This is a genomic window from Streptomyces sp. NPDC019890 (genome assembly GCF_044903445.1).
In the GTDB taxonomy this organism is placed as follows: Bacteria; Actinomycetota; Actinomycetes; order Streptomycetales; family Streptomycetaceae; genus Streptomyces.
Genome location: NZ_JBJDQK010000001.1, coordinates 586,595 through 599,034, shown reverse-complemented (window position 1 = coordinate 599,034; position 12,440 = coordinate 586,595). Strand labels below are relative to the sequence as shown.

Genomic DNA, 12,440 nt, shown 5'->3' with positions numbered 1-12,440 from the left:
GCCGAGAAAGGGTACGCATTCCATGGCAAAGCAGAGTGTGGCGGAGCAGTTCGTCGACATCCTTGTCCGCGCCGGCGTCCAGCGGCTGTACGGAGTAGTCGGCGACAGCCTCAACCCCGTCGTCGACGCGATCCGGCGCAACTCCGCCATCGACTGGATCCAGGTCAGGCACGAGGAGGTCGCCGCCTTCGCGGCCGGCGCCGAGGCCCAGCTCACCGGAAAGCTCGCGGCCTGCGCCGGTTCCTGCGGCCCCGGCAACCTCCACCTCATCAACGGGCTGTACGACGCCCACCGCTCCATGGCGCCCGTGCTCGCTCTCGCCTCGCACATCCCCTCCAGCGAGATCGGCCTGGGCTACTTCCAGGAGACCCACCCCGACCAGCTGTTCCGGGAGTGCAGCCACTACTGCGAGCTGATCTCCAACCCACAGCAGATGCCGCGCCTGCTGCAGACCGCCATCCAGCACGCGATCGGCCAGGGGGGCGTCAGCGTCGTCTCGCTCCCGGGCGACATCGCATCGCGGTCCGCCCCCGAGAAGTCCATCGAGCACGCGCTTGTCACCTCCAGGCCGACGGTCCGGCCGGGCGACGCCGAGATCGACAAGCTGGTGCGCATGATCGACGAGGCGGACCGGGTCACGCTCTTCTGCGGCAGCGGCACGGCGGGCGCACACGCCGAGGTCATGGAGTTCGCCGAGCGCATCCAGTCCCCGGTCGGGCACGCGCTGCGCGGCAAGGAATGGATTCAGTACGACAACAGGTTCGACGTCGGCATGAGCGGTCTGCTCGGCTACGGCGCGGCCTACGAGGCCACCCACGAGTGTGATCTGCTGATCCTGCTGGGCACCGACTTCCCGTACAACGCCTTCCTCCCCGACGACGTCAAGATCGCCCAGGTCGACGTCAGGCCCGAGCACCTCGGCCGCCGCTCCAAGCTGGACCTCGCCGTCTGGGGCGACGTACGCGAGACGCTGCGCTGTCTGACCCCGCGCGTGCGCCCCAAGACGGACCGCAGGTTCCTCGACAAGATGCTGAAGAAGCACGCCGACGCACTGGAGGGCGTCATCAAGGCGTACACCCGCAAGGTGGAGAAGCACATCCCGATCCACCCCGAGTACGTGGCCTCCGTACTGGACGAACTCGCCGACGAGGACGCGGTGTTCACCGTGGACACCGGCATGTGCAATGTGTGGGCGGCTCGCTACATCTCACCGAACGGCCGCCGCCGGATCATCGGCTCCTTCAGCCATGGCTCGATGGCGAACGCCCTGCCGCAGGCGATCGGCGCGCAGTTCATCGACCGCAACCGCCAGGTCGTCTCGATGTCGGGCGACGGCGGCTTCACCATGCTGATGGGCGACTTCCTCACCCTCGTCCAGTACGACCTGCCGGTGAAGATCGTGCTGTTCAACAACTCCTCGCTGAGCATGGTGGAGCTGGAGATGCTGGTCGCGGGCCTTCCGTCGTACGGAACCAGCAACAAGAACCCGGACTTCGCGGCGATCGCGCGGGCGGCGGGGGCGTACGGGGTGCGCGTCGAGAAGCCCAAGCAACTCCCGGGCGCGCTCAAGGACGCCTTCCGGCACAAGGGCCCGGCCCTGGTGGATGTGGTCACCGACCCGAACGCGCTGTCCATCCCGCCCAGGATCAGCGCCGAGATGGTGACCGGATTCGCCCTCTCCGCCAGCAAGATCGTGCTGGACGGTGGCGTAGGCAGGATGGTCCAGTTGGCTCGCTCGAACCTGCGGAACGTGCCCAGGCCTTGACACCTCCCCCGTTGGTTCACATTTCGACATGAGTGACGCTCCGCGGTCGGGGCATGCATTTCTGTGAACGTGTTCTACATAAGGGGTCTTTCCGGAGAAGGGGCTGTTTCGACGTGCGGGTGGGGATGATGACTGGGCGTCAGGGAGGGGCCGGGCCTGACGCGAGCGCGCAGGGCGGGGAACCCGAGGCGGAGGGAGCACCGTGTGGTCAGCTGCGCCGCAGGCTGGGCTGCGCGGATCTCACGGCCGTTCCTGAAGTACGACGTGCTTTACGGGAGTTGTTACGGCACTGGGGGAAGCAGGACACGACGGACGTGGCGGAGCTGCTGGCCAGCGAGCTGGTGACCAACGCGCTGGTGCACACCGCTCATGGCGCGGTCGTCACGGCCACCGTCGCGGCCTCCACGCTGAGGGTGGAGGTACGGGACTTCGTGGCCGGGCTGCCGGTTCCGCATGTGCCGCCCGCGCATCTGGACACCCACGGCAGGGGGCTGATCCTGGTGCAGAGCCTCGCCGACGCGTGGGGCGTGCGAACGCATGGAGTGGGCAAGGTGGTCTGGTTCGAGCTGCACGAAAGGCCGGCCTGACAGTCGCAGGCCGGCCTTCGCGCGATTCGTGCTGACCGCGCGCCTTCGCGGGAATCTTCCTGACCGGAATCCTCCTGGCCGTGCGCTCAGCCGAACTGCCGCTCCAGATCCGTGAGCTTCTGCTCCAGCGAGTCCAGCCGTGGCAGCGCCTGGGTGTCGTCCTCGGCGGTGAGGTCGATCGTTCGCGGCTTGGCGTTGTCGCCCATCTTCACGGCCTGGAGGGAAGGCCGGGAACGAAGCGGCAGCTGTCCCGGCTCGGTTATGGCAGGCTCCGCGACGGACCCGACGCCACCGGATAGGGCCTGCGTCGAACCGCTTGCGGAGCCCAGGGCGGGAAGCTCCGAGGGCAGCTCGGTCATGCGGTGGCGCCCGCGCCCCCAGGCCCGGTGCTGCCGGTTGAGCGCCCTGATCTGCGCCCGTTCCATCTTCTCCCGGTCCCGCCTTCGCAGGCGGTTCTGCTCCTTCAGCTGCCGGTCCTCGCGGACCTCCTCAACCGCCTCGTCGAGGGTGCGTACGCCTTCAAGCAGCATCAGCGACCAGGCGCCGAAGGTCTCCCGGGGAGCGCGCAGCCAGCGCACGACGCGGATCTGCGGCAGCGGCCGGGGCACCAGGCCCTGCTCGCGCAGCGCCGCCCGGCGGGTCTGCTTGAGCGCCCGGTCGAACAGGACCGCGGCTGACAGCGACATCCCGGAGAAGAACTGCGGGGCGCCGTCATGTCCGAACCCCCGTGGGGCGTGCACCCAGTTGAACCACGCGGCCGCGCCCGCGAACAGCCACACCAGCAGCCGTGAGCCGAGCGCCGCGTCACCGTGGCTGGCCTCGCGCACCGCGAGCACCGAGCAGAACATGGCCGCGCCGTCGAGGCCGAAGGGGACCAGATACTCCCAGCCCCCGGTGAGGTTGAGATTCTGCTGGCCGAAGCCGACGAGGCCGTGGAACGAGAGTGCGGCGGCCACCGCGGCACAGCAGAACAGGAGCACATAGGAGGCCGTGCCGTAGATCGCCTCCTTGCGCCTTCGGCGCTCCTCGCTGCGTTCCCAGGAGTCCTCGGACGTGGACTTGTCGTCGGCGCGCTTGCCGCGCGCGAGCACCGTCACAGCGACCAGGCACCCCAGGAGCATCACGCCGCCAGGAAGCAGCCACAGCGATATGTCGGTCAGTCTCATGGGCGGTGTCCCTTGCATCGCTTGCGTCGCGGTAGAGCGTTTCGGCCGCCATAGTGGCCGAAGTCGTAGTGCGCTCAAGGGGTTTCGGGGCAAGAGAACGCCAATGGGGCCACATGGCATACGGATAGGTGCGATCTCGTCGAACTACCGCACGAGTAAAGGGAGTTAGTTCGATTTTCTCACCCGGTCGGGTGGCGTGACGCAGGCGTGCGGGAGATCAGTTGCCCGGCCGCAGCCGGCTCACCCGGTCGGCGTCGCAGGTGCGCGGACAGGTGAGGCAGGTGTCCTCGGGGCGCACGGTGTAGAAGAGGCAGCAGCCGGCCCGGTCCCGGGTCGGCAGCAGCTCGCCGTCCGGCCCGCGGAGCTCACGGAAGCCGGGCGTTCCGACGTACGGCTTGGTGGCTCCCGGCAGCAGCCGCTCAAGCTCCGCAATGGCCCGCTGCTCCTCGCCGAGGCGGTGTGCGATGTGCCACAGTCCCTCGACGACCTCGTCGGTCGCCATGCCCCACACCGCGCGCCTGCCGCGCCGCATCCGCGGGCCGAAGCCGCCCAGGACGGGCGCGATGTGCTCGGCGACGGCGCCTCGCACCTCGGCGCGCAGGGCATCCTCGTCCGGTACGACCCGGGCACCCGGCAGCTGAGCGGCGGGGTCGTCGGGCAGACAGGCGAACTCCTTCACCCGTACTGCCATCCGGCCGACTGCGCGCTGGACGGAAACGTCGTGGACGGGCAGGCGCGGAACCCGGCGGTGCAGAAACCAGGGGACCGTGAAGAGCAGGCAGGCGGGCCACGCATAGCGGTGCAGCCCCATACTGGCGATCACATCGGGGCGGGCCTGCCGGCCGTGGTCCCGCAGGATCTGAGCGTGGTCCCAGTCGAGAAAGGCATCGAGGGCGGGCCCGCCGTCCGCGAGCTCACCGGCGCTCACCCAGCCGCCGCCGACCGGGGCCGGCTCCCCGTCGCCGAGCTCCTGAATCCGCAGCCCAGGATGGACCTCGGCCAGGCGCGCATAGGCGTCCCCGACGGGCGAGGCAAGGGCGGGCAACAGGGCAGGAACGGTCATGCTGGGGACCACCGAATCGCGATCGTTAGCAGGTAAGCCTTACCTTACCCGACGCATTCCGTGTTTGAACTGCGGCCCCGCCCGCCTATGGTGCACAGGGGCCCCGCGCACGCGAGCCGGGCCCGGCACCTGGCCGGAGGAGGACCCGAGTGGAGCAGGCCCGAGCGCGCGATGCCGCGACGCCGCCGCCGTACGCATCCGCGCACGTCCCCGAACAAGGGGGCCGCGGGCAGCCCGACCGTCCCCTCATCCCGGAACAGGCCCGCGGCGAGCACACCCACAGCGAGCCACCCCCGCCCCGCACGGTTCAGCGCCACTCGGTCCGCGGTCAGATCCTCCAAGCCCTGCGCACCGCACTCGTCGACGGCGAGCTGATCCCGGGCGAGGTCTACTCGGCCCCGGTCCTCGGCGAGCGCTTCGGCGTCTCGGCGACTCCGGTACGCGAGGCGATGCAGCAGCTGGCGATCGAGGGCGCGGTCGAGGTGATCCCCAACCGCGGCTTCCGCGTGGCGGTACGCAGCGCCCGCGAACTGGCCGAGCTCGCCGAGGTCCGCGCCATGATCGAAGTCCCGGTCATGCTCCGCCTGGCTCGCACGGTCCCGGCCGCCCGCTGGGCGGCGCTGCGCCCCCTGGCCGACGCGACGGCAGCGGCGGCGGCGACGGGCGACCGCGCGGCGTACGCGGAGACGGACCGCGCCTTCCACCGCGCAGTGCTCACGCTGTCCGGCAACCAACAGCTGGTGATGGTCGCGGACGACCTGCACCGCCGCTCCCAGTGGCCGCTGACGAGCGCCCCGGTGATGCGGAGGGCGGACCTGGTGGCGGACGCGGCGGAACACATGGCGCTGCTGGAGGCGTTGGTGGCGCAGGACCTGGCGGTGGTGCAGTCGCTGGTGCGGGAGCACTTCACGGGCGCGGAAGCCTGACGGCCAACGTCACTGGCCCACCCTGCCGTCGATGCACTCGCGCAACAGGTCGGCGTGCCCGCAGTGACGGGCATACTCCTCGATCCTGTGCACCATCAGCTCCCGGACGGCGATCCCGTCCTTCCCCACACGCTCGCTCAGATCCGGGTGCTCGGCCAGCGCGGCGTCGGTCGCGGCCTGCTCGCGCTCCAGAGCGGAGTAAGCAGCGTCGACCTCGGCCTGCTCGGCGACAGCTCCGTCGAAGTCCGCGCCACCCTCGCCGTAGAGCTTCGGCAGCGGATCACCGTCGCTGATCCAGTTGTGCCAGTCGCGTTCCACCTCGACGAGGTGCCGAAGCAGGCCGAGCAGCGACATCGTCGACGGCGGAACCGACCGACGGGCCAGTTGCTCCGCATCCAGGCCCTCGCACTTCATCCGCAGGGTCATGCGGTAGTTCGTCAGGAAGTCCTGCAGCGTCGCAAGCTCGCCGTCCGGACTGACACCATCGCTGTTGCGGGGGTCGTCGTCCGGGTCGGCCCACATGTCGGGGTAGATGGTTGCCTGGCTCCATCGTGCGTGTTGGTCACTCATGCGCTGCATGTTCGTCCGTGAGGGCCCAAGCCCGCGAGTGAGTTTTGGTCCAGGGGCTCGGCTGGGGGCGGGTTCAGGCACCGGCGGTGTGGGTGATGAACTCGGTCCAGGCGGTGGGGGAGAGGGTGAGCTGGGGGCCGCGCGTGTTCTTGGAGTCGCGGATGTGGATCGTGGTGGGGCAGGTGGCGACCTCTACGCAGTCGCCGGAGTCGCCGCTGCTGTAACTCGACTTGTGCCAGGCGAGGGCGACTTCGACGCAGTCTCCGTCGCCGCCGCTGCTGTAGCTGCTTTTGAACCAGGCCAGTTCGGTGGTGTTCATAGCGCCCCTCGCAGTCGCTCCAGCAGACCCACGGAGTCCTCGGGGGTGAGGGCCTGCGAGCGCAGTTTCGCATACCGCATCTGGAGCACGCTGATCACTTTCGGGTCGGAGACGAACTGGCCGCTCTCCTGCCCCTCGCAGTAGCCGAACCACTGGTTGTCCGGGGTCTCCAGCAGCTGCATAGGGCCGTTCAACCCGGCGTGCACCTCCCGTACCAGCGGCATGAGCTGGATCTCGACGTTCCTCAGCGCGCCAAGAGCCAGCACATGGGCGATGAGGTCACGGGTGGCATCGACGCCACCCGTGCGGCGCAGGAAGAGATGCTCTTCGAGAATGAAACTGAACGCGGTGTTCGGCCTCTCCCTGAGTAGGCGCTGACGTTCCGCGCGTGCCTCCAGCTGGGCCTCGACCTGCTGGTCCGACAGCATTGGGACTCGATTCTCGAACAGCGTCCGTGCGTACGCCTCCGTCTGCAACAAGCCCGGAATCAACCGGCATTCGTACGTGTCCAGACTGATCGCCAACCCCTCAAGCCCCGCCCACTGCCGGAACCACGACGCCAGTCCCGGATTCCGCGACAGATGCCGTGCCATCGCCCGCAACACCCCGAACGCCTCCAGTTCGGCCTCCGCCCCGTCGATCAGCAGCTTCGGCGGAAAGCGTCTGCCCTGCTCCACCGAGCCGAGGAAGCTCGGCGAGTACCGGACCTTGGGGGCCAGTGACTCCTGCGTGTAGCCCGCGTGCTTGCGGAAGGTCTTGAACGCGGCGCCGAACGCCTTCAGGCTGTCGGACGGTTCGGGTTCGGTGTAGTCGGCCGTCATACGCCTTATGGTCACGGTCAGTTACCGGCCCTGTCCATACCGCGAACTCGTACGCTGACTCAGCGTACGAGTTGCGTCGCTGGTCATCCGGGGTGCGAGCCCGGCACCGTGACCGCATGCCTGCTCAGACGAAGCCTCAAGACCCTGTCACCGTACGTGTGTTCGCGCAACGGTTCAGCTCCACACGGCTCGGCGCCCGGCTCGCCCGGCATCTCGCCGTGCAGCGGCTCGACGCCTGGGGGATTCCGTACGACACCGACCTGTCGGACGCCGCCGCCCTCATCGTCGCCGAGCTCGCCGCGAACGCCGTGACCCATGGCCGCGTACCCGGGCGGGACTTCGAGGTGCGGCTGACGCTGACGGCGGACACGCTGCGGATCGAGGTCTCCGACGCCCGCGGTGAGAGGCGGCCGAGGGAGGTGCAGCCCGAGGGGGAGTCGGGGCGCGGGCTTCTCCTGGTCGCCGCCCTGGCCGACCGGTGGAGCGTGCACGATCGCCTGCCCGTCGGTAAGACCGTGCGCGCGGAAGTCAGCCTGCTGGACTAATCTGTACGGCCATTGACGAAGTCCGAACAAATGGGGGCCGTTCATGTCCGCGGAATTGCCGGAGTCGTCCATATCCGATGAGGCGTGGGAGAGGTTCCAGCGGGAGAGCGAGGGGCCCGCGCGGCTCGCGGCCCCCAAGGAGCCGTCTGCGCGGGCGCGGATGGTGGCCGAGCGGCTGCGGCGGGCGGACGAGGAAGCCGCGCGACAGCAGGGGAGGGCACGCGGTCGGGGGAAGAAGGCGCGCGTGCGGGCGGAGCCGGACGCCTGGCGGGCCTGGCAGACGCGGCATTCGCGGCACACGCGGCGGAGCAGGGTTCCGGGGATCGCCTGGGTGGTCGTGGCGGTCGTCGTCGTACTTCTCGTCATGAACCCGCAGCGGACGCTCTGGTGGCTGTACTGAGCCCGGTGCTCAGCTCGGCGGTGGCTCCAGGCCCGTCAGCAGCGAGGCGACGTCCAGCCCGGTCATGAGGTACTGCTCGAACGCCGGGTTGTGCAAGGCCCACGGCGAGCGCCGGAGCCTGACCCGGTCGATCGCCCCCTCGCTGTCGTGGCCCAGCTCGATCAGCGTCTGCGCGGCCACCAGGCCCGAGCGGTTGTAGCCGGAGTAGCAGCGTACGAGCACGGTGCGCCGGGCACGTACGGCATCGGCAGCCAGCACCGCCAGCCGGCGGACGCTGTCGATCTCATCGGCCGTCAGCCAGCTGTCGGGGATGGGCGCGATGTGGTGCTCGACGCCGCCGGGCGGGCCGTGGCCCTCGCGTGTGTACAGGCTGATCACCATGTCGAACTCGCGGTCCACGACGACATCCTGGTGCCGTTGGTCGCCGTCCGACCAGACGTGGCCGCCCATCCACAGACCGGTCGTGATCTCGTCCCAGCGTGAGCGCGGCTCCGGAACGTGACCTTCCCTGCGGCGCGTTCTCATGGTGCCTTCGTTCCGCTCATGCCGCCGGTTCCGGCTGCGCCGAGGACGTCTGGGCCTCCGCCGTCGGGGCCAGTTGGGCGCCCAGCCACACCGGTACGCCACCCAGCAGCCGGAACAGCCGGCCCGCCTCGGCCCGCAGGCGGCTCGCCTCGGGTTCTGGTTCGCAGTCGGCCAGCGCGGCGAGTGCAGGGGCCGTACCGATGAGATAGCCCAACTCCTCGCGGATCCGCAGCGACTCGGAGAAGCCGTGCCGGGCCTCTGCCAACTCCCCTTCCCGCAGGGCGAGTCCGGCCTGGTGGTGCCAGGTGAAGGAGAGCAGCAGCGCATCCCCCTGGGCGGTCGCCCCCTCGTGCGCGCGGCGGTAGGCGGCGCGGGCGGCCTGCGGGGAATCGGCGATGTGCTCGGCCACGAGGCCGCGGCGGAAGTCGAGCAGCGGGCGGCCGGGCGAGGTGGGGGCGAGAAGCGCGGCGGCGCGGCCGAGCGCGGCGCGGGCCTCGTCGGCGCGGTCGCGTACGCCGAGCCGGGTCGCGGCGTACGCCAGCCGCCCGCGCTCGCAGGCCGCGCCGCCGCGTTCGTCGTCGTCCCTCGCCACCGCCTCGGCGGTGCGCAGCGCGTCCTCGGCCTCCGCCCAGCCCTCGCCGGTGAACAGACAGCGCTCGACGAGCAGTCCGGCGCGTTCCAGCGCGGCGGCGGGATCTGGGGCATGGGGTTCGAGCAGGGCCGCTGCGTCGGTCCAACAGCCGCGCGAGCGCAGCCGCCATACCGCGGTCTGGAGGGGATCGTCACCTGCAGTGGTTCCGGAACCAGACATGGCGGTATGCGCCACTTGCCCTCCCCGAGCACGCCATTGAGCTGTTGAGTCTGTCGCATCTCAGCATGGATGGGCACGCCGGGCCAAGAGGTCAGGTGAATGAATTCACAATCGAGGGGCCGGGGGGACGCTTGTTCGGCCCGGCCGATGGCTTGGCGTGCGAGTGCTCCACCCGTCAGGCGTCGAAGCGATGCCGGGAGGCCTCGATGTGACCGAGGTACTGATGGGTCCAGTCGCACAGTCCGTCGATCGTCACCCGCAGGGCTTGGCCCGGCTCGGTGAGGGTGTACTCGACCCGCGGCGGCACGACGGGGTGCACCGTCCGCTCGACCAGACCGTTGCGCTCCAGCATGCGCAGGTTCTGGGTGAGCATCTTGTGGCTGACGCCCTCGATCTCGTTCCGCAACTCGCTGAAGCGCAGGGTGCGTTCACCAAGAGACTCGATGATCAGGAGCGCCCACTTGTTGGCGACGTCCGAGAAGATCTCCCGCGCCAGAGAGTCCGCACGCCTCAGGTCCGCATCCTCGGGCGAGCCGCTGAACTGCTTGGTCACCATCAGGTTCCCCAGTCACCGAAAAGTGCGTTCTTCCATGTCAGCAGCCACTCTCCTACGGTTCCTGAGTAACCACAAGAGACCAAGAGCGTCTTGGTTCGGTGGCAGAGCCCACGGGCTCACATGACAAGGAGGCAGGCAGCATGGCCATCACCCTGGTAAACCCCTGCGGATTGCCGGAGATCGACGCCTACCGGCAGGTGTCGATCGCGACCGGGTCGAAGCTGGTCTTCATCGCCGGGCAGGTCGCCTGGGACGCCGACGGTGTCACGGTCGGCGAAGGCGACCTCGCCGCTCAGGTCGAGCAGTGCTACCTCAACATCGGCACCGCCCTGACCGCGGCCGGCGGTTCCTTCGACGACGTGGCGAAACTGACCGTGTATGTCGTCGACTGGACCCCCGACAAAATGCCTCTGCTCTTTGAAGGGATCACCCGGGCGGCTGCGAAGCTGGGCGTCACCCCCGTACCGCCGGGCACGCTGCTGGGCGTTGCAGCACTGGACGTACCCGACCATCTGGTTGAGGTCGAAGCCACCGCGGTCATCGACTGAACAGGACGCTGTCGGCCCGGGCCGGCCGACGACGCCACCCCCTCAACTCATCCGCAGCGCCAGGAAGAAGTCCAGCTTGTCCTCCAGGCGCGACAAGTCGCGGCCGGTCAGCTGCTCGATCCGCCCCACCCGATACCGCAGCGTGTTCACATGCAGATGCAGCCGCGTCGCGCACCTCGTCCACGACCCGTCGCAGTCCAGGAACGCCTCCAGCGTCGGAATCAGCTCCGCCCGGTGCCGCCTGTCGTAGTCGCGCAGCGGGTCCAGCAGCCGGGCCGTGAATGCGCGCCGCACATCGTCCGGGACGAACGGCAGCAGCAGCACGTGCGAGGCCAGCTCATGGTGGCCGGCCGCGCAGACCCGGCCGGGGCGGGCCGCCGCCACCCGGCGGGCGTGGCGGGCCTCCTCCAGCGCGCCGCGCAGGCCCTCCGCCGAGCTGACGGCCGCGCTGACGCCCAGCGTGAGCCGCCCGTCGTCGGCGAGACCGGCCGAGAGCGGGGCGCGTACGGAGCCGAGCAGCGCGTCCGCGTGCAGCCCGGCCTCCGTGGACTCGACGTCGGGCGCGTCCGGGTCGGCGGGGTCGACGGGGATCGCGGGCAGCGGGACCAGCGCGATCGCCTCGTCGCCCGTGTGGGCCACCGCGATCCGGTCGCCGGAGTCGGTTCCGGGCGCCGCCGGGTCGACCAGGATCTCCTCGAGCAGTGACTGCGCGACCGGTCCGGCCTCGATCCCCGTGCCCGCCGTGGCTCCGGCGTTTGCGTCCTGGTCCCAGTCCACCCGGGCCACCACGACCTGCCAGTGCGGCGCGGTCCCGAGGCCGGGCAGCAGTACCGGGGCCGCGACCCGCAGCCGGGCCGCGATCTCGGCCGGCGCCGCGCCCGTCTGGACCAGTTCCAGGACCTCCTGTGCGAGCCGTCGCCGTACCGTACGGGCCGCCTCGCGCCGGTCCCGCTCGACGGCGATCAGCTGGGTGACGCCCTGCAGCAGATCGAGCCGGGCGGCCGGCCAGTCGCCCGCGTCCGCCTCCACCGCCAGCAGCCAGTCCGACAGGACGCTCTCGCGCACATCCCGGGCGGCCGGGGTGGCTCCACGGCCGGTGTTACGGATCGGGAAGAGGGAGTACGTGGTTGAGCCCACGGTCGCCCGGTGCGGTCCCCGGCGGCCCGTGCGGGTGGCGGCCAGATGCTCGCCCGCGAGCCTGGCGCCCACCCCGGCGGGCATCGGTTCGCCCGCGCCCGCGATCTGGCGTCCGGTGGGGGAGAGCACCCAGGCTCGAAGGTCCAGGTCGGAGCCGAGGAGGTCGAGCACGACCTCGGGGCCGCCGCCCGCCGGTCCTGACGTCATCAGCCGTCTGTGCCTGTCCACGACCGCCGCGAGATCCCCGGCCCGCTCGCCGCTGACCTGGCGCACGACATACTCTGTGATCGTCGCGAATGCAACGGATTCATTAACTGCAAAGAGTGGCAGTCGATGGCGCGAACACGCCTCGACCAGATCTCCGGGAATGTCTCCCAGCTCGGCCTCGCCGGCTGCCAGGCCGGCCACCCCGGCGCCCGCCAGGATCCGGACGAACGGCTCGGAGTCGTCGGCGCTGTGCCGCCAGGCGAGCCCGGTCAGCACCAGTTCGCCGCCCGAGAGATAGCGGCTCGGATCCCGCAGGTCGGTCGTCATCACGCCACGTACGCCGCGGTCCAGCTCGTCGTCGCCGCCGAGCAGCCGCAGTCCCAGCGCATCGGTTTCCAGAAGTGCGCGCAGCCGCATCTCGTCGCCGCCGATCTGTCTCGTTGTTGCCGGTGGCCGGTGGCCATGGTTTTCATGGGAAAACGGTGAGGTTACTG

Annotated in this window: 15 protein-coding genes; 6 read left to right on the top strand and 9 right to left on the bottom strand. The window is 70.0% G+C overall.

All coding sequences use genetic code 11. The features are described from left to right. The first annotated feature begins 22 nt into the window (after positions 1-22). Together ACI2LP_RS02640 and ACI2LP_RS02635 are read left to right on the top strand one after the other, a co-directional pair. Entirely contained in the window at positions 23-1,765 is a 1,743-nt protein-coding gene (locus ACI2LP_RS02640; protein WP_404722699.1) for a pyruvate dehydrogenase, read from the top strand. Positions 1,766-1,893: 128 nt separating this feature from the next. Beyond that, positions 1,894-2,352 (top strand): ATP-binding protein, encoded by a 459-nt coding sequence (locus ACI2LP_RS02635; RefSeq protein WP_404722698.1) that lies wholly within the window; start codon positions 1,894-1,896, stop codon positions 2,350-2,352. Between the two features lie 86 nt (positions 2,353-2,438). Here ACI2LP_RS02635 and ACI2LP_RS02630 read toward each other — a convergent pair whose 3' ends face one another. After that, the gene (locus ACI2LP_RS02630; protein ID WP_404722697.1) at positions 2,439-3,518 is read right to left on the bottom strand and encodes a DUF2637 domain-containing protein; all 1,080 of its coding nucleotides are present in this window, start codon (positions 3,516-3,518) and stop codon (positions 2,439-2,441) included. 217 nt (positions 3,519-3,735) lie between these two features. Next, entirely contained in the window at positions 3,736-4,581 is an 846-nt protein-coding gene (locus tag ACI2LP_RS02625; protein WP_404722696.1) for a (2Fe-2S)-binding protein, read from the bottom strand. Between the two features lie 149 nt (positions 4,582-4,730). Between ACI2LP_RS02625 and ACI2LP_RS02620 the strand changes: the two genes are divergently transcribed. Beyond that, positions 4,731-5,507: a GntR family transcriptional regulator gene (locus tag ACI2LP_RS02620; RefSeq protein WP_404722695.1), complete on the top strand. Its 777-nt coding sequence runs from the start codon at positions 4,731-4,733 to the stop codon at positions 5,505-5,507. A 9-nt stretch (positions 5,508-5,516) separates the two neighbouring features. Here ACI2LP_RS02620 and ACI2LP_RS02615 read toward each other — a convergent pair whose 3' ends face one another. The 3 genes from ACI2LP_RS02615 to ACI2LP_RS02605 all read right to left on the bottom strand — a co-directional run bounded on the left by ACI2LP_RS02615 (position 5,517) and on the right by ACI2LP_RS02605 (position 7,217). Continuing rightward, the gene (locus tag ACI2LP_RS02615; RefSeq protein ID WP_404722694.1) at positions 5,517-6,086 is read right to left on the bottom strand and encodes a DinB family protein; all 570 of its coding nucleotides are present in this window, start codon (positions 6,084-6,086) and stop codon (positions 5,517-5,519) included. A gap of 64 nt (positions 6,087-6,150) precedes the next feature. Beyond that, complete coding sequence (locus ACI2LP_RS02610) at positions 6,151-6,396, bottom strand: DUF397 domain-containing protein (protein ID WP_404722693.1); 246 nt, start codon at positions 6,394-6,396, stop codon at positions 6,151-6,153. Continuing rightward, positions 6,393-7,217: a helix-turn-helix domain-containing protein gene (locus ACI2LP_RS02605; RefSeq protein ID WP_404722692.1), complete on the bottom strand. Its 825-nt coding sequence runs from the start codon at positions 7,215-7,217 to the stop codon at positions 6,393-6,395. The genes ACI2LP_RS02610 and ACI2LP_RS02605 overlap by 4 nt, the downstream gene beginning before the upstream one ends. A gap of 116 nt (positions 7,218-7,333) precedes the next feature. On the opposite strand from ACI2LP_RS02605, the gene ACI2LP_RS02600 reads away from it, so the two are divergent. Further along, complete coding sequence (locus tag ACI2LP_RS02600) at positions 7,334-7,762, top strand: ATP-binding protein (protein WP_404722691.1); 429 nt, start codon at positions 7,334-7,336, stop codon at positions 7,760-7,762. Between the two features lie 43 nt (positions 7,763-7,805). Further along, positions 7,806-8,162 (top strand): hypothetical protein, encoded by a 357-nt coding sequence (locus tag ACI2LP_RS02595; RefSeq protein WP_404722690.1) that lies wholly within the window; start codon positions 7,806-7,808, stop codon positions 8,160-8,162. Positions 8,163-8,171: 9 nt separating this feature from the next. Here ACI2LP_RS02595 and ACI2LP_RS02590 read toward each other — a convergent pair whose 3' ends face one another. From ACI2LP_RS02590 to ACI2LP_RS02580, 3 genes are all read right to left on the bottom strand, one after another. After that, positions 8,172-8,687: a protein phosphatase gene (locus tag ACI2LP_RS02590; RefSeq protein ID WP_404722689.1), complete on the bottom strand. Its 516-nt coding sequence runs from the start codon at positions 8,685-8,687 to the stop codon at positions 8,172-8,174. 16 nt (positions 8,688-8,703) lie between these two features. Continuing rightward, complete coding sequence (locus ACI2LP_RS02585) at positions 8,704-9,498, bottom strand: hypothetical protein (protein ID WP_404722688.1); 795 nt, start codon at positions 9,496-9,498, stop codon at positions 8,704-8,706. Positions 9,499-9,673: 175 nt separating this feature from the next. Continuing rightward, positions 9,674-10,054, bottom strand: a complete 381-nt coding sequence (locus ACI2LP_RS02580; protein WP_404722687.1) for a winged helix-turn-helix transcriptional regulator — start codon at positions 10,052-10,054, stop codon at positions 9,674-9,676. Between the two features lie 140 nt (positions 10,055-10,194). Between ACI2LP_RS02580 and ACI2LP_RS02575 the strand changes: the two genes are divergently transcribed. Then, complete coding sequence (locus ACI2LP_RS02575; RefSeq protein WP_404722686.1) at positions 10,195-10,602, top strand: RidA family protein; 408 nt, start codon at positions 10,195-10,197, stop codon at positions 10,600-10,602. 42 nt (positions 10,603-10,644) lie between these two features. Here the strand turns inward: ACI2LP_RS02575 and ACI2LP_RS02570 are convergent, their stop codons facing one another. After that, positions 10,645-12,363, bottom strand: coding sequence for a PucR family transcriptional regulator (locus ACI2LP_RS02570; protein ID WP_404722685.1), 1,719 nt, complete (start codon positions 12,361-12,363; stop codon positions 10,645-10,647). Positions 12,364-12,440: the final 77 nt, after the last annotated feature.

Coding starts and splice junctions, on each gene's coding strand:
- ACI2LP_RS02640 (WP_404722699.1), top strand. CDS start 23: ATGGCAAAGCAGAGTGTGGCGGAGCAGTTCGTCGACATCCTTGTCCGC.
- ACI2LP_RS02635 (WP_404722698.1), top strand. CDS start 1,894: ATGACTGGGCGTCAGGGAGGGGCCGGGCCTGACGCGAGCGCGCAGGGC.
- ACI2LP_RS02630 (WP_404722697.1), bottom strand. CDS start 3,518: ATGAGACTGACCGACATATCGCTGTGGCTGCTTCCTGGCGGCGTGATG.
- ACI2LP_RS02625 (WP_404722696.1), bottom strand. CDS start 4,581: ATGACCGTTCCTGCCCTGTTGCCCGCCCTTGCCTCGCCCGTCGGGGAC.
- ACI2LP_RS02615 (WP_404722694.1), bottom strand. CDS start 6,086: ATGCAGCGCATGAGTGACCAACACGCACGATGGAGCCAGGCAACCATC.
- ACI2LP_RS02610 (WP_404722693.1), bottom strand. CDS start 6,396: ATGAACACCACCGAACTGGCCTGGTTCAAAAGCAGCTACAGCAGCGGC.
- ACI2LP_RS02605 (WP_404722692.1), bottom strand. CDS start 7,217: ATGACGGCCGACTACACCGAACCCGAACCGTCCGACAGCCTGAAGGCG.
- ACI2LP_RS02600 (WP_404722691.1), top strand. CDS start 7,334: ATGCCTGCTCAGACGAAGCCTCAAGACCCTGTCACCGTACGTGTGTTC.
- ACI2LP_RS02595 (WP_404722690.1), top strand. CDS start 7,806: ATGTCCGCGGAATTGCCGGAGTCGTCCATATCCGATGAGGCGTGGGAG.
- ACI2LP_RS02590 (WP_404722689.1), bottom strand. CDS start 8,687: ATGAGAACGCGCCGCAGGGAAGGTCACGTTCCGGAGCCGCGCTCACGC.
- ACI2LP_RS02585 (WP_404722688.1), bottom strand. CDS start 9,498: ATGTCTGGTTCCGGAACCACTGCAGGTGACGATCCCCTCCAGACCGCG.
- ACI2LP_RS02580 (WP_404722687.1), bottom strand. CDS start 10,054: ATGGTGACCAAGCAGTTCAGCGGCTCGCCCGAGGATGCGGACCTGAGG.
- ACI2LP_RS02575 (WP_404722686.1), top strand. CDS start 10,195: ATGGCCATCACCCTGGTAAACCCCTGCGGATTGCCGGAGATCGACGCC.
- ACI2LP_RS02570 (WP_404722685.1), bottom strand. CDS start 12,363: ATGCGGCTGCGCGCACTTCTGGAAACCGATGCGCTGGGACTGCGGCTG.